Consider the following 18766-nt stretch of genomic DNA (forward strand, 5'->3'; position numbering starts at 1 on the left):
TTATATTATAGCATTATATATGATTACTTAAAAATTTCCGAAACCATTGTCCCGATTGTTTTATTATTCGCTGCTGTGTATCAAAATCCACATAGATCAACCCAAAACGGGTATGGTAGCCTTCAGCCCATTCAAAATTATCGGTGAGGCTCCATACAAAATAACCCTCTACCTTAACGCCTTCTTTTTTAGCTTTAAGAAGTTGCTGCAGGTGATCCTGTATGTATTTTGTACGTTCATTATCCTTTACCTCTCCGTTGCTAACAGTATCTGGAAAAGCGGCACCGTTTTCGGTAATTATTATCTTTTTGATTCCTTTATAAGTATCAAACTTTTTAAGCAGATGGTATATTGAGGGCGGGTAAACTTCCCATTTCATTTCGGTAAAAGGAACATTACGCTTTTCTGCGGTAACGAGCGCGGCACCCACATAAGGCGTAAAAATTGAAGCTCTTACAATTTCGCGGGTATAGCATTGCAATCCGATAAAATCAAAATCGAAAGCCATATTTTTTTCGTCTTCGGGGAGTATGTACCTGTTAAGTTTTTTCAGCACAGGTAAATCTGCCTGAGGATAACCCAATCCAAGAATAGGCTCAATAAACGTTCTGTTGAGTAAGGTGTCTACGCGTTTAGCAGCGGCCACATCTCTTTTTTTTGTAGATGCGGGTTCTATGTGCGTACACGAAAATGTAGTGCCAATATTTGCGTCAGGTACAATGTTACGTAAGACTTTTGCTCCCGCAGTCGTAGCGAGTGTAACATGATGAACGGCTTTAAGATAATTGGATAACCCTCTTTTTCCCGGAGCGTGAATGCCAAGAAAATATCCTGCACCTGTAAATACAGAAGGTTCATTAATGATCATCCAGTTTTTTACCCTGTCTCCAAAATTTTGGGCGCAGATCTCGGTGTAATTTTCAAACCAGGCAATACTGTCACGATTGGTCCAGCCTCCTTTTAATTCGAGTTCATGAGGCAGATCCCAATGGTATAAAGTAATCCATGGCTCTATGCCGCATTCCAGTAAAAAATCGATCACCTGATTGTAATAGTCAATACCAGCCTGATTAACAGGAGATGTTCCGTTAGGGAGTATTCTTGACCAGCTAAGGGAAAACCTGAAGTTAGGAATGTTTAATTCGCCAAGTAAAAGAATGTCATTTTTATACGAACTATAAAAATCGCAGGCTGTCATGGCATGATGGCCGCCTTTAACCTTTCCTTTTTGAGAGGTAAAAACATCCCATATTGAGAGGCCTTTTCCGTCGGCATCATGAGCACCTTCTATTTGGAAGGCAGCAGTAGAAACACCCCATTTGAAATTGTCTCCAAATTGAGCTTTGTTTAATTCTGAGTTATCTGTTTTATTCATTCAGCAGGTATGCTCTTCCTAAGTATCTGTTTAAAACGATTAATGAAGAAAAGTAGACTGCATGGCTCTTAAAAAAAGCCATTCTTTGAAAGAAGTCAGAAATTTGAAGCTGAAATATTTCATATCCCAAGTTTTATTCAAATTAATAACAATAACATTAATAGGTAGTTATGTGAATATTAATGAATCATTAATTGTTGTAGACAGCAGTAGGTCAGTAATTATAGCAGGTTAAATATCTGTTTTTTATATTTGTAAGAAAAGTAAATGAAACGCCTATACTTTATAGTAGCAGCTTTAACATCATTGTTGGCGCTATGTCCTGAAAGTTTATCTGCCCAGAATATTTACAAACAGGATTTTTTAGAATTTTGGGAAGATTGTAATACTCATTATGCCTACTTTAAAGAACAGGGTATTAATTGGGGTAAGATTAAGGAAATTTACCTTCCGGCTACCGATACGATTAAAAATAAATATGAATTCACCTGTTTTTTGGAGCAGGTAATTAATGAATTTCATAATGGGCATATATCTCTGAATCAAAATTATACAACCTCTAACAGAATACTTCCAAGCGGTTCTGACGTTTTTGCTCAAAAGAAGGATGGCAGTTATTTTATTACCGATATACGATTGGGGTCTAAAGCTCAATCTATTGGGTTAAAACCAGATATGGAAATAGTATTATTTAATAATGAACCTGTCGAAATACAACTGCAAAAATTCTTGCCTAAATCTACTACAAATTACACTTTTGCGATGTATGAATATGCTCTTAATATGCTGCTTGCAGGCACTTATGATAAGAAAAGAGAATTTACGATAAAAAAAGAGGGTGTACTGAAAAATTATAGTCCGGATGATGTTATAGTGAATACTTCAGCCGGTTTATTAGACTATAAAATACTCGACGGCAATATTGGGTACATTAAGATCAATAATTCGTTAGGGAACTATGACCTGATACCTTTGTTTGATAAAGCTTTGGATGATTTGGCTAATACCAAAGGTTTGATTTTAGATGTAACAGAGACTCCCGGCGGTGGAAACACAACAATTGCCCGCGCTATTATGGGAAGGTTTACAAATAAAGAACTTGCTTATCAAAAACACGTTATCGATGAAAAAAAATATGGTACTGTACGCTCATGGATAGAGTATGTCGTGCCAAGAAAACAAACCTATAAAGGTAATCTTGTTGTAATGGCAGGTCATTGGACAGGCAGTATGGGGGAAGGTATCGTCATTGGTTTTGATGCTATGAAAAGGGCTAAGATAGTAGGGACAAAAATGGCAGGGCTACTGGGAGCCATTTACGGTTTTGGTATGAAGAATACGGGTATCAACTTTCAAATTCCGGGAGAAAAAATGTATCATGTAAATGGCACGCCCAGAGAAGATTTTGTTCCAAAATACCTTACTGAAAATAGTGAGGAAACATACATAAAAGCACTAAAGCTGTTGCAATAGGAGGCTTTTAAAATTTTGAGTTATATTTGATAAAGCCTGTTTATGAAAATAGTAACAATAATTATTGGTCTGTTGTTCTTGAATTCCTGTCAGAGCCAGGAGTATGACCACGGTGTTTTTGATCTTAATAAATTGACCTTCAACTTGAACGTTGATAAATTCTATTCTAAATCACAGGATCGGAAAAATATTAAGTTTACAAGCGGGAAGCAGTATGTTGAAAAAGATACGATTACCGAATATGATCTTGACTGGAGTGGCAGCAGGGAAAAAATAGTGGGTTTTCAATACAATGTAAAAGGTTATTCGCCAGAAGATAGTGTTGCTGTTTTTAAGGGTATTTTCTTTTCCCGCATGGCAGCTATGACAGATGAAAACAACAGTTTAATGCTGGTAAACGCCGTATGTACTATTGATAATGATCACTATGGGGAATTTATAAAGGGTCTTGTTAAAGAATATGGGAGGCCGGAAATAAATAATGAAATCAGAGGCTTTGTGAAAACTAAAAGGCTTACATGGAGATTAAAGGACAGGGTTGTGAAAATAGTATCCGAAGGTGAATATGATTTTGATAATGAGCATTCTTTATTAAATGAAAAAGATAAAGAATTTATTAAAGATGTGCATAAGAGTACTATAAATGAAACCCTTTTATTTATATGTAATTCGAAGTACGAAAAGTTATTACTGGAGAAACTAAACTCAGGTAACTGGTCGGATTTTAAATAAAAAAAATGTACTGTAATGGCCAGATCGAATTATTTATTCTTATTCCTGCTACCACTTCTTCTTTCCTCGTGTTTTGAAACTACAAATGATTATTATTCGGGAATAATAGTCGATGAACTGGACAGGCCTGTTGCTAATGTTCTGGTTAAAGAAGATCTGGTTGATACCTATGCATTTAAAAAGCTGACTGATAAAAACGGGTATTTTAAATTCAAACGAAATGAGGGTGTCTTACCCGATATTATTCTCTCTAAAGAAGGATTCCGGACAGATACCATACCAATGGTCTGGACACATGCAGGCGAAAGATTCGAATATGCTGATGTGATAAAAAAAGATTCGACCAAGTTCATCTTAAAAAGCAAAAACGAGGGAGATTTGATGTTTGATCATCATGAAGTGCCTAAGCCATCTTTTGGAGCTATTACAAATCCAAAATATGCTGCAGATAAACTCTTTGGTGTATGGCTGGTAAATGGAGATAAAACGCCGGAAGGTTTTAAATTGGATAAAGAAATATACTATGCTTTTGGATATAAGGGTAACAGGTATATGAGGTATACTATTAATTATGATACCCTTACTGTTTATAGAGACGATTATTATTACAATCGAAAAGGGGTAATTCAGTCTGTCGAAAAAGACAGGTTGGTCATACGCTGGAATAAAGGTGAAATCATTACCTATTATCGATGGAAATAATTGGTTTAATTAGTGCTACCACACGAGCAGCTTCATAAAATAATCTACATCATTAGAATACTTTTCGTGCTGTATGCTTATTCCTAAAATAGTGTAAGGTTCCCCTTCATGGCTGCCCTCTATTTCAAAACTTGTGCTGGCCTGGTAACGTTCTATAAAATTGGTAAGGTTAAAATCTTCAATTTCACTTTTAGGCAATAGCACAAAATAATCTATAACGGTTTCCTCTCCCTTAAACGTAACGTTGCCCTCAAAGTTTTTTAGTTCTTCAAAAACATCCTGTGCGTCTTGATACTTCATGATCTTAAGGTTTTAATGGTGAATATTAAATTTGATATTTTATTTTGAAAGCCATTTGTATAGCTTTTCGGCATTTTCTTTTGTAAATAATCCTGTGCCTTTACTCATGGTTGCTGCGCTGCCACAGGCAACACCCATACGGGCCATATCAGTAAGGTTTCCGCCTTTTGCAATAATGGATACCATTCCTGCAACCATACTGTCTCCTGCGCCCACAGTACTTAGTTTTTTAACCGATGGGGCATTTATGTGGATAGCTTCTTCTTTGGTAATTAAATAGGCACCCTGGGGTCCCATAGAAACGGCAACGATCTCGGCTTTGCCGTCGTTTATAAGTTGACGGGCAGCTTCATCGGCCGATTCATTATCCAGTTCTTCTTTGCCTGAAAGACGGCTCAGTTCACCAAGGTTTGGTTTTACCATATAAACACCTTCTTTAAGGGCTTCGGTAAGTGCGTCGCCAGATGTATCAATGATTATTTTTGCCTGTTTTTTCTTCAGTTCCTTAATCAATTGGCTAAGGTATTTGGTATCCATACCCTCAGGAAGGCTGCCGCTAATTACCACAATTTCAGGGAAAGGAGATGTGCTTAGTATAGCATCGTGGATAGTATTGCATTCTCTTGAAGAGATATCTTCACCAGGCATTCCAAAACGATATTGTTCGTTATTAGAAGTGTCTATTACTGTAAAGTTTTCGCGGGTTTCTCCTGAAACTTTATGAGCAATTGTATTTATATTTTCTTTTTGAAGGAGTTTTTCCAGTAATTCTCCGGTACGGCCTCCAGATGTGAAAAAAGAAACTGACGGTATGCCTAAGCGCTCAAGCCCTCTCGAAACATTTATACCGCCTCCACCGGGTTCGTATACCGGTTGTGAACAGCGTAATTTTTTTTCGGGTTTTATAGAATCTACTGTGCTGCTTTTATCTACAGTAGGGTTGAGCGTTATTGTAAGGATTTTTTTTATCATGGCAGGTAAAGATCGCTTTGCTAAAAGCAAATTTACCAATTATAATCCAGTACCTGCCATAAGAATGTGTTAATAGTTAAGGTTTAAATCTTAGCAGAAAATCGTTCCAAAATACTGTATTCACTGCTTAGTTCAAAATAATAACATCCTTTCGGAACCTGAACATCAAGAGCAGAAATTTGTTTTTCATTATACCCTCTTTGTTTCAGTTCTTCACTTGTATGCAATAGCACGGGATCATCACCTACATAATACAAATTGTCTTCGTTCTTGTTTATTTCGTTTACAGGACCGCAAATTCCATAATCCATGGAATTATAAAGAAGTTCTTTTTCAAGTTCTTCGTCAGACAGCTTGCTGAGCCACAATTGGAGATCTTTTAGCTTCATTGTTGTCAATAATTAAATTAGTACGTATTTTTTTGGCGGGGAGCCATAATTCTCTTTTTTTTAACAAAGAATTAACGGGATAAATATAAAGAATTATTATAAGTGTTAATAATTTTTAGAAAATAATATTTTAAATCAATTATTTAGCTTCCTGTAAAACAATAGTTCTAAAGGTTAAATTAATGCGCGGATGCTTTATTTTAACTGACTTTGGCAGTCTATGAAGCCAGTTGGTTTGGGTAGCCCCTTTCATTACAAGGAGGCTTCCATTATCAAGGATCAGCTCTCTTTTTTCGCTTGTCTTCTTGTGTTTGAAGCTGAATTTTCTTACTGCTCCAAAGCTAAGTGAGCCAATTATTGTATTTAAGCCCAACGCTTTTTCATCATCACTGTGCCATGCCATGCCTTCATCGCCATCATGATAAAGGTTAAGCAGGCAGGAATTAAATTTTGTACCACAATTATCTTCAACAATTTGTTTGAGTTCCAAAAGGGCTTTTGTCCAGGGTAGTGCGCTCTTTGTTGTTTTAGAATAGGTGTAATTATAACTTTCATCGCCATACCAGGCTACTTTTCTTTTGGTTACAATCCGTTTACCATATATAACGGCTTCATCGTGCTGCCAGGGTATCTCTTGCAGTAAGATGTCGTAATATTTTTTTGCTATGTCATTTGGTACTATATGACCGTAATAAATTACCTCACCGTCGTAGGGCAGGATATTGTATTCGTTAGTTGTGTTAAAGAGATCCATCACTTTTTTTCCAGATTGTATATTCTTTTTTCATGCAATGGCCGCAGGGTCTGTAACCCATATTTTTGGCATCATGTACGGATGTAAAGAACATACGGTTTTTTGTATGCATTCTTTTTCCTGATTTGCATCTTAATTGCCCATAAATTTTTAATAGGGAGTTACCCCCTAAAGTAATAACTCCCGATCTTATAAGGCTTCTGATTTCAGTATCAGATAGTTTGGCATGTGCTATCATGACTTATGTAGTGGCATCATGAAAAATAATGCCTAATGCCATTCTCTTTCCGTTATGTACTTCACTTACACCATGTTTCATATTTACACGATAGTAGCCTTTTGTTCCTTTTACAGGTCTGAAATTCGTTGTAAAGATAAGCATATCGCCTTTAACGGGCTTTAATACAATAGCTTTAGATTGGGCTCTTGGAATTTGTTCTGTTAATACAAATTCGCCACCTGTATAGTCTTCTCCCGGTTCATTTAGCATAATAACGGCCTGCATAGGAAAAAATACATCACCATATATATCCTGATGCAGGGTGTTAAATCCGCCTTTGCCATATTTTAGAACCAAAACAGTAGGTTTTGTTTGGTTATTATTACGGCATTGTTCATGTAGTGTTTCTAATTGAGAAGGAAAAACAGTATTGATGTTTAAAGCTTTCATCCATAAATTGGCCACCGCTGAGAGGTAAGGGTAAATGGATTTTCTAATACTAGCAATAGTATCCGGTAAGGGGTAGTTAAAGTATTTATATTCGCCTAATCCAAACCTATGTCTTTCCATAATTACGGTTTTTCTGTAGAGAGAAGGAGTATCATACAGGCTGGTAATGACTTCGCATTCCTGACCTGAAAGAAATCTGGGAATTACAGTATATCCTTTTGTGTTGAGGTCTTCGGCTATCTGATCCCATGAGAATGTTGCTATTTTTTTTTCGATGGTATTCATTTTAAGCAACAGTTATAAGTTTGTTTTTGCTGCTTCCCAGCCTATCATTGCTGCTTTACGGGTGCTTCCCCAGTGGTAATTGCCCAATACACCACTGGATTGAATTATCCTATGGCAGGGAATTATAAAAGCAACCGGATTATCGCCTACAGCTGTACCTACAGCACGTGAAGCTTTGGGAGAGTCTATACGGCTGGCAATACTGCCATAAGTAGCTAGTTTACCAAGAGGTACGCTTAGTAATGCTTCCCAAACTTTTAATTGAAAGGGGGTTCCTTTTAAATGCAATTTTATTTTATCTGTTTCAGATGGGCCGTGTGAAAAAGCGTGTAATGCCTGCTGCTGTATCAGATCGGTTATCTGTTTATAGACAGCATTGGGGAATTTCTGTCTTAGTACATCTAAAGCTTGTGTTTCGTTATCGGCAAAAGCCAGGTGACAAATTCCTTTTGCTGTAGATGCTGCGAGGATAGTGCCAAAGGGTGTTTCTGAAAAATTGTAATTAATATGAAGACTCTCTCCACCATTTTTATATTCGCCGGGTGTCATTCCTTCAATGTTTACAAAAAGATCGTGCAGTCTTCCGGTACCCGAAAGTCCTGTTTCATAAGCTGCATCAAAAAGGGTAGAAGAGGTACTTGTAAGTAGTTTTTTAGCATGCTCTATACTTAGGTACTGTACAAACTTTTTAGGACTTACACCAGCCCAGTCGGTAAACATTTTTTGAAAATGAAACGGACTCATGTGTATTTTTTCGGCAACTTCATCTAAATTGGGTTGTTCTTTAAAATTATCCTTAAGATAACCTATAGCGTGTGCAATTCTGGCGAAATTTATATTATTTTGCTCTTTCATAATTAGTAAGCCTTTAAGATTTAATACAAATGTAGAGGTGCTTTAGTCTGTCAACAACCCGAATCTTGCCAACTTAAAATGATTATGAGGCTAATTTACTTCAATAAATTTAGCTAAAATTGCGTTATAAGCACAGGTAGTAAAAAAGACTTTGGTAATAGACAAAAACAGGTAATGAAGAAATTTGATAGTAAGCACATGGCCTTCCATGTTTTGGTGGGGCTTTATTTTATATGGATAGTGGTCTTTGGAGTCTTAATGTATGTGGCAATTAAAAATGTGTATGGCCAGGAAAACATAGTATTGTCACAATTGTTCATGAAATGGATATTTCTTAATCTTGTTATGGGATCGGCATTATTTATTGTAATACGGATATTTAAAAACCGGACAATATTGAATAAAATTATATTTTATTCGTACATACTTATGGCAATTGCAGCAATAGTAACGGTAATGATTGTTAGTAATATAAAATAGAAAAACCGCTGTATGGAGACAGCGGTTTTTCGAAATAACCAATTCATAACCTAAACCTATACTTTAGAGATGCAGAAGAAATGAAAAGGTTGCGTGTGAAATGAAAAAAATAATTATTTTTTAATTCTGATATAGAAATCTATTAAACACAACGTTCACTATCGGGGTTGAAAAGGGTATAAATTGCAATATTAATAATGAGTTGCAGGTAAAAGCTAAAAAAAATAAGAATACCTAAATAAAGCAGTACATCGCCATTTTTTTTTAAATACTTGGGGCGTTATACGTATATTTGCTTTTATTTTTTATTACGAAATGGATAAGAATAGCGAAGAATTTTACGCCAGGCTAAAACAGGAACTTACAGATTCTACTTTGTGGCCGTCAGAATATTTATTTAAATTTATTGTACCGTCATTACCTGCTAATGTTGAAGAGGTAGAAAAATCCTTTGATAACATGGGGGCGGTCATAGAAACTACACAGTCTAAAACCGGTAAATATACCAGTGTATCCATCAATGTAAAGATGGAAAATGCACAGGCGGTTATAGATAAGTATGTACTGCTCTCTACTATAGAGGGCATCATATCATTATAAAAATCTTATAAACTAAAGATGCAATACAGTAACGAAGAAGCAGTTAATTTCCTTGAATACAATGCCGAAAGGCCGCATCTTATCATACCTGAGTATGGCAGGCACCTGCAAAAGTTAATTGAGCAGGCTGTAGCGCTGGACAACAGGGAAGAACGCAACAAGGCCGCTAAATATATAATATCCGTAATGGGAAGCTTAAATCCACATCTTCGCGATGTGCCTGATTTTCAGCACAAGCTTTGGGATCAGATATTTATTATGTCTGATTTTAAATTGGATGTAGATTCGCCTTACCCAATACCATCAAGGGAATTGTTAGAGCAAAAGCCGGACAGATTAGCCTATCCGCAAAACTTCCCGAAGTACCGCTTTTATGGCAACAACATCAAGTATATGATCGATGTTGCCAATAAATGGGAAGATGGGGAAATGAAGAATGCACTTATCATGGTGATTGCAAATCACATGAAAAAATCTTATTTAAGCTGGAATAAAGATACCGTAAAGGATGATGTGATATTTGAACATCTTTATGAGCTGTCAGACGGGAAAATAAACCTGCAGGCAACTGCAGAGGAGCTTTCTAACTCTACCGACCTGATGAGGATTAATAAAAAACTCAGCAATAAAACGCAGTTTAGCAATCCGAAACAAAAAATACATAAACCCGCTACTAACGGGAGAAACTTGAATAACAATAAAAACCGTAAACCCTAATTTTCTTTACGCTGCATGGGAACATTTAAAATTGAAGGAGGAGTACAATTAAAAGGTGATATTACGCCACAAGGCGCAAAAAATGAGGCATTACAGGTTTTGTGTACTGTGCTTTTAACGCCTGAAAAAGTAACTATTACCAATATTCCTGATATTATTGACGTTAATAAACTTATTAATTTATTACGCAATTTGGGCGTTAAGGTCGAAAAGCTAAGCCATGGTGCTTATACTTTTCAGGCTGATGAGGTAAATATGACTTACCTTGAATCGGAGGCATTTAAAGAAGAAGGTAAATCATTAAGGGGATCTATAATGATTGTAGGGCCGCTATTAGCGCGCTTTGGTAAAGGATATATACCTAAACCGGGCGGAGACAAAATAGGCCGTAGAAGATTAGATACTCACTTTGAAGGATTTATCAATTTAGGTGCTAAATTCCGTTATAATAAAGAAGACCATTTTTACGGCGTAGAGGCAGACAGGCTTAAAGGAGCTTATATGCTTCTTGATGAGGCATCGGTAACCGGTACTGCAAACATAATAATGGCTGCTGTACTTGCCGAAGGCAAAACGATAATATACAATGCAGCTTGCGAACCATACCTGCAGCAGCTTTGCAAAATGCTTAACAGCATGGGTGCAAAAATTACTGGAGTAGGATCTAACCTGGTTGAAATTGAAGGTGTGGATTCTCTTGGAGGATGCGAGCACCGCATACTTCCGGATATGATCGAGATTGGAAGCTGGATCGGTCTTGCTGCTATGACGCGTAGTGAAATTACAATAAAAAATGTTAGCTGGGATAATCTGGGAGTAATTCCGGGAACGTTCAGAAAGCTTGGAATTACGCTGGAACGTAGAGGAGACGATATTTATATCCCTGCTCATACAGATGGTTATGAGATCCAGAATTATATTGATGGTTCAATACTTACCATTGCTGATGCGCCTTGGCCGGGCTTTACGCCAGACCTTTTAAGTATCGTTTTAGTCGTAGCAACACAGGCAAGAGGAAGTGTACTGATCCACCAAAAAATGTTTGAAAGCCGTTTGTTCTTTGTAGACCGTCTTATCGATATGGGTGCTAAGATCATTCTTTGCGATCCGCACAGGGCTACTGTTATTGGTTTAGATTTCAAATCTACACTAAAGGGTATCCTTATGTCATCGCCGGATATCAGGGCCGGTATATCGCTTCTTATTGCTGCACTTTCAGCAAAAGGAGTGAGTACGATCCAGAATAGTGACCAGATCGACCGTGGTTACGAAAGAATCGACGAGAGACTACGTGCTTTAGGTGCTAAAATCGAAAGATTAGACTAAGAAAATTTTTATCATGAATAGAAAAAAGGGCTGCAATTTGTAGTCCTTTTTTTATGAAGTTAATTGTCCACTTTTTGTTTTGAATAAGACCTTTTTGAGTGGAATATTAAAAACACTCAAATATTTTAAAATCAAATAGTTAAAAATTAATTGCTCACTTTTTGTACATTTAATACCAGATTGGAGATTTCAATTGATAATACAGGTTCTTTTACTGCAAAAATGCCTGCAGTAAAATTTTAAAATTAGTTCAGACCTTTGTAAAGAAAATCGGGCGAAAATATTTTCATTTTGATATATTTGTTAAAATTCAGAATCTGCTATGGAGCACACTACGCTTTTATTTTTAGAGAAACAGAGGTTCATGCAGTGGTGGATATTAGCGTTGCTTCTTAGTCCTGCCTGTTTTATAATTTATGGTTTAGTAACACAGGTTTTTATGGGTATTACCTTTGGTGATAAACCTATGAGCAATGAAGGTCTTATCGCTGTTGCCGTATTCCAGTTGATTTTTACGGTACTGTTTTTTATGCAGATAATGATTACCAGAATTGATACTAATGGGATCCATATAAAATTTAAGCCTTACCATAGAAAATGGAAATTTTATCCATGGGAGGAAATTGTAGACTGCGATGTAAAAGTATACAGTCCAATGCTGGAATATGGAGGCTGGGGACTAAGAGCCGGAGCTTATAATGTATCGGGCAAAGTAGGAATGCTGCTAAAATTTAAAAGCAGGTCAAGTCTTATGATCGGTACTCAAAAACCCGTTGAACTTAAGAAAGTATTAACCAAAGTGGGCAAACTAAAAACCACATAACCTCTTTAATAGCATAACCATAAATCAACTTTTCACAAACAAAATCAATCGTATGAAAAGCCCTATTCTCTTTGCCGAAAAACAACGTTTCACCCAATGGTGGAGTATATTGCTTTTGATAGGCATGAATGGTTTCCTTTTGTATGGATTATTCTTTCAGGTTTATAGGGGAGAAATCATTAGTGATATTCCTGTAGATGATGATTTTTTTATACTGGGCTTTATCGTATTCCTGGCTTTTACAATTTTCTTTTTTTCGCAGGTATTAATTACAACAATAGATGAGGATGGCATTTATATAAAATTCAGGAGCTTTCGTAAAGAAGATAAATTTTATCCTTGGCAGGATATTATAAACTGCGATGTAGATGCATACAATCCTATGACAGATTATGGAGGATGGGGGATGCTTGATGATGTTTACAATGCATCAGGAAATCAGGGTATGCTACTAAAATTTAAAAAAAGGCGGAACATTATGGTTGGCACTCAAAAGCCGGAAGAACTTAAGATAGCGCTTGCAAAAGCAGGAAAACTTAAAAAGGCATAATTATTTTACCGCAGTAGTATGGAAAACTATCTTGTGTTTACAGAAAATCAACATTTTGGAATTATACTTTATCTGATCTTGTTAGGCCTTTGTGCTGTTGTTGGGTATTGCATATGGTCTTTTAAGCCAAACCCGGAACAGCCTACCGGTAACAGAATTGCAAAAGGCATACTTTATCTGGTTTTTTTTGTCATTGTAGGTGCTTTGGTGTCTACTTTTTTTATGTCACTTAATACAAAAATAGACAACAATGCTGTCTATGTGAAATTTGCTCCTTTTGAGAGCGAGTGGCGGTCTTACCCGTGGGATGCTATCAAAAAATGCGAACTTAAAACATACGATCCAATAAAAGACTATGGAGGCTGGGGTATTCGCGATGGTGCGTATAATGCTTCAGGTGATCAGGGTTTATTGCTTACATTTAATGATGGAAGCCAGCTTATGATAGGTACTCAAAAGCCGGAGAAGCTTAAAAAGATATTACAAAAACTAAATAAACTAAATATATGAATGATCAACACCAACGTGACCTCGATGTCGAATATCTAAAGGTAAGAAAAGAGCAAAAGCTAAAACTAAGGAAGAAGATTGCTTTAGTATTGATCGGTGCAGGTGTTGTTATTATTGGCGGGGTATTATTGGCAATGACTCTCATGAAAAGCTCTGATGCCTATGCTGCTGCCGAAAATTACCTGATGGCAAATCCGCAAATTCAGGCAGAAACAGGAGGCATTAAAGATTTTGGAATGTTCCCATCCGGAAATGTTAATATACATAACGGATATGGTATTTCGGAATTATCAATCAATGTTAACGGAACAAAAAAAGATATTGAAATAACGGTACATCTTGAAAAACAACCTGAAGGCGATTGGGAAGTTATTGATGTTGAAAGAGAATAAACTTTTAAAAAAAAATCCCCATCAGTATTGATGGGGATTTTTTTTTAATCAAGGAAAAAATGCAGGCCTAATACAATTCCGCCTGTTTTAAATCCGCTTTAGGCGGGTGGGATATAAAATAAAAGTTAGAACACATTTTTAAAATTCATTATCATAACGATACTTTTACTTTTTCTAACAAAAACATGTTAAAATAAATGAATTGCTTAATCTAGTATATCTAAAAATTTAAGGCCGAACATAATTCCATCGGTTTGGAAACCTCCCTGATATGCGCGTACATAATCAATACGCAGCATTCTGAATTTGCCAAAACCTATATTATCAAAACCGGCTGTAAATTCCTGGTAAGGCTTATAAGCGGGTGTAGCGATTTGGTGGTATCCTAAAATAAGATTCCATTGCAATAGGTTAAGTAATGGAACTTTATTCATTATATAGCCCTTAAAGTTGTGCTCTACGTGTGCTTCAAAGTACGAATCGTTAGTACTGTGGCTGTAATAAGGCAGTAAGTTAAACACATTAAGATAGGTTGAACCGGTACCTATGTGTGTCTGGTTACCATTAAAATGTTTAAAATCTGTAAATGCAATACCATCGGCATTAAAGAACTTACCGGCTTTAAGATTAATACCAAAATCACCTTTATTTCCAAATGTAGTATTATAGGTAGCACGTGCAGCTACAAAGTCATACTCGTATTGTTTTTCGCTGCCTGCAAAAGCTTTATCATATTTAAAAGACAGAGTAGGGTATTTGTTATCGCCTACGGTTATTTTGCCATCAGGACGTGTAATGTACTTCAGTCCAAAACGAATGGTTCCGCCAATGCTTGCTTTGTAAAGCGTATGCGTATCAAACGGCTTAGAGGTGTAATTATCCGGTTCTAATGGATTGTTTGATGTATAATCGTGATCATTTTTAATAAGTACCCAGTCTGCATTATTCAATAAGGCTCTTCGGCGCATGTATTCAACACTGGTATACATATTCACTCCTGTAGTGATCTCTTTACTGTATTGCAGTTTTGCAAAAGTTTTGTCATACAGTTTCATGTAGTTGTCTTTAAAGAACAACGTACTAACACTATTAATAACTGGTGTGATCGGGTTATCAGGATTAAACTGATCGATAGTATTACCTCCTGTAAGGTAAAGTGATCCACCTTTTTTACCAAGGCTGTGGGTTAACCATCCGCTCACGCGAAGGCGGTCTTCGGCAATGCCATAGTTAAAAGTAGCAGCTCCTGCAAAGTAACTTTTCTTTTCTTCGTTACGTTTATTGAAGGATAGTTTTGAGTCAAAGTTCCAGCCCTGTACGGTATTGTAACCAGGAAGCTGTATCAGTCCCGAATAATCAAAACTGAATTTTTTCTCAGAGTTCCTGTAGTTATAACCACCTATTACGTCACCAATCTTAAATCGGTTGTGTTTGCGGTCTATAGAATCCAGGTAAGGCTTAGACTTGTGAAGCGTTTGAATACTGTCTTTTTTAGTATAGTCGGTTACTTCTTCATCAGTAAGTGGTATAGGTCGTTGGGCATTCCAGTATACAGAGTCTTTCTTATTAGCTTCCTCTTCTATAAAAACAACCTCTTTGGAAAAGGTTTTCTTTTCGAATTTATCATGAAAAACATAGTTGGTATAAACATGGGTAAACTTCCCTGTGAATTTTATTCCAAAAGCTCCGGCTTTAAAATCAAACGTCTGCGAGTTTTTTGACCACACTTTATTGATCGCATTATAGCTAAAGTTTTGCTGCAGGTTCATCGTTTCCAGGAATGGCTGCTGCATTCTGTATCCTTTAATATCAAGATCTATGGCATATATAGCCCAGCTGTTATCTACAATGTAAATGTAACCTTCAAATACAGGTTCTTTATCACGGCGTGGTATTACTTTGATCTTATTGATCTGGTTACCGTTGTCATCAAACGTTACCCCTTCCATTTTAAACTTATAGTAACTAAAAGCACTGGTCGCTAATGGCGAAACCATTTCGATATCGAATTCTACATAGTTGTCATAAAAATTATAGTAGGTACTCATGGCAGTATTGTAGCTAAAGCCATTATCGTTACCACTTATTTTAGAAGCGATAATACGCTCTTTAAGCTTATCAGGCTGTTCAAAAGTAATGTGTGATACCGTTTCAGAAAGGTACATGATCCCGCTTCCGGTAGAATCGAGTGTACCATCGGGAGCTTCTACCTTCATTCCCATTATTTTTTTCGGAAGGTCTTTTACCCTGAAGATACCTTTAGAATAAAAGTCGGCTTCAAAACGCCCTGTTCTTGCAGAATTCTCTTTTTTATGAGCAATAGCCTGGCGTATTATTTCATACGCAGGGTCTTCAGCATTAGAAATAGTAAGTTCTTTTAATTGGTAGTTGTCATCAGCCAGTTCCACATTAAGTGTGTGCGGAAATGTTTGGGCATCTACAGCTACTTTTTTTGTTTTGTATCCTATCGATTGAAAGATAACGATATATTTTCCCGCGCTTTTAGCGGTAAGTTCATACTGTCCTTCTTCGTTGGCAGTTGTTCCGGTGTAGGTATTTTCGATAGTAATACTCACAAAGGGAATGCCTTCTCCGGTTGATGATGTAATCTTTCCTTTGATCTGGGCATAGGAAGCTACACCAAGTAAAAGGAAAATGGCAGATAGTAATTTGTGCATGGTTATTGGTTTAGGTAAGGTTGTTAGTTATAGGTAAGACGTTTTCTGTTTTAAAAAGGTTGCATCATAGGCGAAAAATTATTGGTTGTTTTTTCATATAACGTAATTGGCTATGATTTTCTTACAAATATTTCAGTAAATATAGTACAACATGCATAAAGATAGAAGTTGCATTCCCCAAATAACTCATTAAATTTGCTGTATGAGAAAGAAAAGATTTAACCTTGCCAGCAGGCTTTTACATTGGGCTATTGCCTTTACTTTTTTATATATCCTGCTAACGGTGTTTTTACGCATGGGGTGGATGAATAAAAACAGTATGGGTGCAATTATACAGGATAACCTTGCCGAGAGTAAAATAACCATCAGTAGTGATGAAGCTGCGGTTTTAGGTAAAAAAGTTCGTAAACCCATGTGGGAAACCCATGTTATTGCAGGGTATGTGCTTATAGGGCTCTTTGTGATTAGGCTTATTGTAATGTGGATACAGGGCTTAGGATTTGCTAATCCGTTAAAAGCAGGCGTTTCTTCTTCAGATAAATTCAAATCGTGGGTGTATATAGTATTCTATATGTTGTTAGGTGTTTCATTATTTACAGGATTCATGAAAGTAAACGGACCCGACAGTATGGAACATCTAATGGAAGACATTCATGTACAGTCATTGTATTATTCAATAGCCTTTATTTTAATTCATACCGTAGGAGTCCTTCTTGCCGATGCTGGTAAAGAGAGAGGTATTATATCAAAAATGATCAGTGGAGATAAATAACGAACCTTTAGCACCTAAGAAAACCATATTTAAATGGAATAATATAGCATTTTATGTAATGCTGCTTAATGTTACAGGGATGGCAGTGTTTTATGGTAAAGATGCTGTAGCCATTGTTTTTAGGCAGGCCTATTTTGACGGATGGAAATACCTTTTACCATTCTGTATAAACGTCCTGGTATTTTCGATAGCGGCATTGATCTATTTGTTTCAGCGCAAATGGAGGCAGGTGGCTTATACTTTTCTGTCTGGATTAGCATTGCTTCTTTCAGCAGGATTTAGGCCAATTGCCGTTTGGGGATTTATAATAAGCATTATACTATTTATCCTCTTTCTGGCGTTTAGAAAGAGATTTCTTATGTAATAAAAAAGATGGAGTTTATAATTGAGTTTTTTATCGAATTAATTTTATATACCCTACTTCACACTATTGGTGCACTTATACGGTGGCCTTTTCTTTATAAGAAACGAACAATTACCTCTATTTTAGAAGACCACTATATGAATAGAATTGTATCCAGATTATTTTTTGGAATAGTAATTTTACTTACCACAACCTTATTATAAACATATATTAATACGCTGTTTCTTTATTTCGTTTTAGCGTATATTTGAGTAAATAAACCTACTATGAATACAATACAGGACCTTAGGCTGGCCGTTTTAATCGATGCAGATAATGTGCCTTATGCTAATGTAAAAGGAATGTTTGAGGAGATTGCAAAATATGGAACTCCAACTTTTAAACGTATCTATGCCGACTGGACAAAGCCTACCGTATCCGGATGGAAAAAGGTACTGCTTGAAAATGCTATTACGCCCATACAGCAATACAGTTATTCTACCGGGAAGAACGCTACCGATAGCGCCATGATCATCGATGCTATGGATATATTATATACCGGTAAGGTAGATGGATTTTGTATTGTATCCTCCGATAGTGATTTTACCCGTTTGGCAACCCGATTAAGAGAAGCCGGAATGAAGGTTATAGGTATAGGTGAGAAAAAAACACTCATACCGTTTATATCAGCCTGCGATAAGTTTATTTATATAGAGATCTTGGGACGCGATAAAACCGATCAGGATCACGACCATGAGGACGATAAAGATGATAAAGAACTAAAACCTCGTGTTGAAGAGCATAAAGAAAGCCTTAGTAAAGTAGACAGACGACTTATAAAAATGTTAAGTGACAGTATTAATGATCTTGCCGATGAGAACGGCTGGGCATTCCTGGGCGACCTGGGTAATTTTATACTAAAAAAACAACCTGATTTCGACTCCCGTAACTACGGATTCCCAAAAATGCTGGCCTTGATCAAGAGCATCGATAATTTTATCGTGGACGAAAGAGATACAGGCAAAAGCAACAGGAAACACGTGTTTGTAAAGAACAAATAATAATTTA

General features: G+C 36.5%; 23 protein-coding genes. 14 read left to right on the forward strand and 9 right to left on the reverse strand.

Going from position 1 to position 18766, the window contains the following annotated elements:
• Positions 1 to 13: 13 nt before the first annotated feature.
• The gene (locus EPI11_RS07415) at positions 14 to 1375 is read right to left on the reverse strand and encodes a GH1 family beta-glucosidase (RefSeq protein WP_128389323.1); all 1362 of its coding nucleotides are present in this window, start codon (positions 1373 to 1375) and stop codon (positions 14 to 16) included.
• A 267-nt stretch (positions 1376 to 1642) separates the two neighbouring features.
• Between EPI11_RS07415 and EPI11_RS07420 the strand changes: the two genes are divergently transcribed.
• Genes EPI11_RS07420 through EPI11_RS07430 form a run of 3 tightly spaced genes read left to right on the forward strand, consistent with a single transcriptional unit; the run spans position 1643 to position 4282 of the window.
• A complete protein-coding gene (locus EPI11_RS07420) occupies positions 1643 to 2848 on the forward strand; it encodes a S41 family peptidase (RefSeq protein ID WP_128389324.1) in 1206 nt (401 codons plus the stop codon).
• A gap of 42 nt (positions 2849 to 2890) precedes the next feature.
• A complete protein-coding gene (locus EPI11_RS07425; RefSeq protein ID WP_128389325.1) occupies positions 2891 to 3580 on the forward strand; it encodes a hypothetical protein in 690 nt (229 codons plus the stop codon).
• A 15-nt stretch (positions 3581 to 3595) separates the two neighbouring features.
• A complete protein-coding gene (locus EPI11_RS07430) occupies positions 3596 to 4282 on the forward strand; it encodes a carboxypeptidase-like regulatory domain-containing protein (RefSeq protein ID WP_128389326.1) in 687 nt (228 codons plus the stop codon).
• Between the two features lie 15 nt (positions 4283 to 4297).
• On the opposite strand, the gene EPI11_RS07435 is transcribed toward EPI11_RS07430, so the two are convergent.
• The 7 genes from EPI11_RS07435 to EPI11_RS07465 all read right to left on the reverse strand — a co-directional run bounded on the left by EPI11_RS07435 (position 4298) and on the right by EPI11_RS07465 (position 8507).
• Entirely contained in the window at positions 4298 to 4582 is a 285-nt protein-coding gene (locus tag EPI11_RS07435) for a hypothetical protein (RefSeq protein ID WP_128389327.1), read from the reverse strand.
• A gap of 39 nt (positions 4583 to 4621) precedes the next feature.
• Entirely contained in the window at positions 4622 to 5554 is a 933-nt protein-coding gene (locus tag EPI11_RS07440) for a 1-phosphofructokinase family hexose kinase (RefSeq protein WP_128389328.1), read from the reverse strand.
• Positions 5555 to 5637: 83 nt separating this feature from the next.
• A complete protein-coding gene (locus EPI11_RS07445; protein ID WP_128389329.1) occupies positions 5638 to 5943 on the reverse strand; it encodes a hypothetical protein in 306 nt (101 codons plus the stop codon).
• Between the two features lie 139 nt (positions 5944 to 6082).
• Positions 6083 to 6697, reverse strand: a complete 615-nt coding sequence (locus tag EPI11_RS07450) for an alpha-ketoglutarate-dependent dioxygenase AlkB family protein (RefSeq protein ID WP_128389330.1) — start codon at positions 6695 to 6697, stop codon at positions 6083 to 6085.
• Positions 6684 to 6935 carry an Ada metal-binding domain-containing protein gene (locus EPI11_RS07455; protein WP_128389331.1) on the reverse strand — a complete coding sequence of 84 codons (252 nt, stop codon included), beginning with the start codon at positions 6933 to 6935 and terminating at the stop codon, positions 6684 to 6686. The genes EPI11_RS07450 and EPI11_RS07455 overlap by 14 nt, the downstream gene beginning before the upstream one ends.
• 3 nt (positions 6936 to 6938) lie before the next feature.
• Positions 6939 to 7652, reverse strand: coding sequence for a 2OG-Fe(II) oxygenase (locus tag EPI11_RS07460; protein ID WP_128389332.1), 714 nt, complete (start codon positions 7650 to 7652; stop codon positions 6939 to 6941).
• A 12-nt stretch (positions 7653 to 7664) separates the two neighbouring features.
• On the reverse strand, positions 7665 to 8507 hold the full coding sequence (locus tag EPI11_RS07465) for a methylated-DNA--[protein]-cysteine S-methyltransferase (protein WP_128389333.1): 843 nt from the start codon (positions 8505 to 8507) through the stop codon (positions 7665 to 7667).
• Positions 8508 to 8681: 174 nt separating this feature from the next.
• Here EPI11_RS07465 and EPI11_RS07470 point away from each other — a divergent pair, with 174 nt between their 5' ends.
• The 8 genes from EPI11_RS07470 to EPI11_RS07505 all read left to right on the forward strand — a co-directional run bounded on the left by EPI11_RS07470 (position 8682) and on the right by EPI11_RS07505 (position 13905).
• Positions 8682 to 8987, forward strand: coding sequence for a hypothetical protein (locus tag EPI11_RS07470; RefSeq protein WP_128389334.1), 306 nt, complete (start codon positions 8682 to 8684; stop codon positions 8985 to 8987).
• A 315-nt stretch (positions 8988 to 9302) separates the two neighbouring features.
• Complete coding sequence (locus tag EPI11_RS07475) at positions 9303 to 9587, forward strand: DUF493 family protein (protein ID WP_128389335.1); 285 nt, start codon at positions 9303 to 9305, stop codon at positions 9585 to 9587.
• A gap of 18 nt (positions 9588 to 9605) precedes the next feature.
• A complete protein-coding gene (locus tag EPI11_RS07480) occupies positions 9606 to 10304 on the forward strand; it encodes a DUF4290 domain-containing protein (RefSeq protein WP_128389336.1) in 699 nt (232 codons plus the stop codon).
• Positions 10305 to 10319: 15 nt separating this feature from the next.
• A complete protein-coding gene (gene murA / locus EPI11_RS07485) occupies positions 10320 to 11630 on the forward strand; it encodes a UDP-N-acetylglucosamine 1-carboxyvinyltransferase (protein WP_128389337.1) in 1311 nt (436 codons plus the stop codon).
• A 322-nt stretch (positions 11631 to 11952) separates the two neighbouring features.
• The gene (locus tag EPI11_RS07490) at positions 11953 to 12453 is read left to right on the forward strand and encodes a DUF6141 family protein (protein ID WP_128389338.1); all 501 of its coding nucleotides are present in this window, start codon (positions 11953 to 11955) and stop codon (positions 12451 to 12453) included.
• 52 nt (positions 12454 to 12505) lie between these two features.
• A complete protein-coding gene (locus tag EPI11_RS07495) occupies positions 12506 to 13003 on the forward strand; it encodes a DUF6141 family protein (protein WP_128389339.1) in 498 nt (165 codons plus the stop codon).
• Between the two features lie 18 nt (positions 13004 to 13021).
• The gene (locus tag EPI11_RS07500; protein ID WP_128389340.1) at positions 13022 to 13513 is read left to right on the forward strand and encodes a hypothetical protein; all 492 of its coding nucleotides are present in this window, start codon (positions 13022 to 13024) and stop codon (positions 13511 to 13513) included.
• The gene (locus EPI11_RS07505) at positions 13510 to 13905 is read left to right on the forward strand and encodes a Coa1/Tim21 domain-containing protein (RefSeq protein ID WP_128389341.1); all 396 of its coding nucleotides are present in this window, start codon (positions 13510 to 13512) and stop codon (positions 13903 to 13905) included. The genes EPI11_RS07500 and EPI11_RS07505 overlap by 4 nt, the downstream gene beginning before the upstream one ends.
• Before the next feature lie 206 nt (positions 13906 to 14111).
• On the opposite strand, the gene EPI11_RS07510 is transcribed toward EPI11_RS07505, so the two are convergent.
• Positions 14112 to 16583 carry a DUF5686 and carboxypeptidase regulatory-like domain-containing protein gene (locus EPI11_RS07510; protein WP_128389342.1) on the reverse strand — a complete coding sequence of 824 codons (2472 nt, stop codon included), beginning with the start codon at positions 16581 to 16583 and terminating at the stop codon, positions 14112 to 14114.
• Positions 16584 to 16785: 202 nt separating this feature from the next.
• Here EPI11_RS07510 and EPI11_RS07515 point away from each other — a divergent pair, with 202 nt between their 5' ends.
• From EPI11_RS07515 to EPI11_RS07525, 3 genes are all read left to right on the forward strand, one after another.
• Positions 16786 to 17355, forward strand: coding sequence for a cytochrome b/b6 domain-containing protein (locus EPI11_RS07515; RefSeq protein ID WP_128389343.1), 570 nt, complete (start codon positions 16786 to 16788; stop codon positions 17353 to 17355).
• A complete protein-coding gene (locus EPI11_RS07520) occupies positions 17342 to 17719 on the forward strand; it encodes a hypothetical protein (protein ID WP_128389344.1) in 378 nt (125 codons plus the stop codon). The genes EPI11_RS07515 and EPI11_RS07520 overlap by 14 nt, the downstream gene beginning before the upstream one ends.
• A 266-nt stretch (positions 17720 to 17985) precedes the next feature.
• On the forward strand, positions 17986 to 18759 hold the full coding sequence (locus EPI11_RS07525) for an NYN domain-containing protein (RefSeq protein WP_128389345.1): 774 nt from the start codon (positions 17986 to 17988) through the stop codon (positions 18757 to 18759).
• Positions 18760 to 18766: the final 7 nt, after the last annotated feature.

This window comes from Flavobacterium cerinum (assembly GCF_004028155.1).
GTDB lineage: Bacteria > Bacteroidota > Bacteroidia > Flavobacteriales > Flavobacteriaceae > Flavobacterium > Flavobacterium cerinum.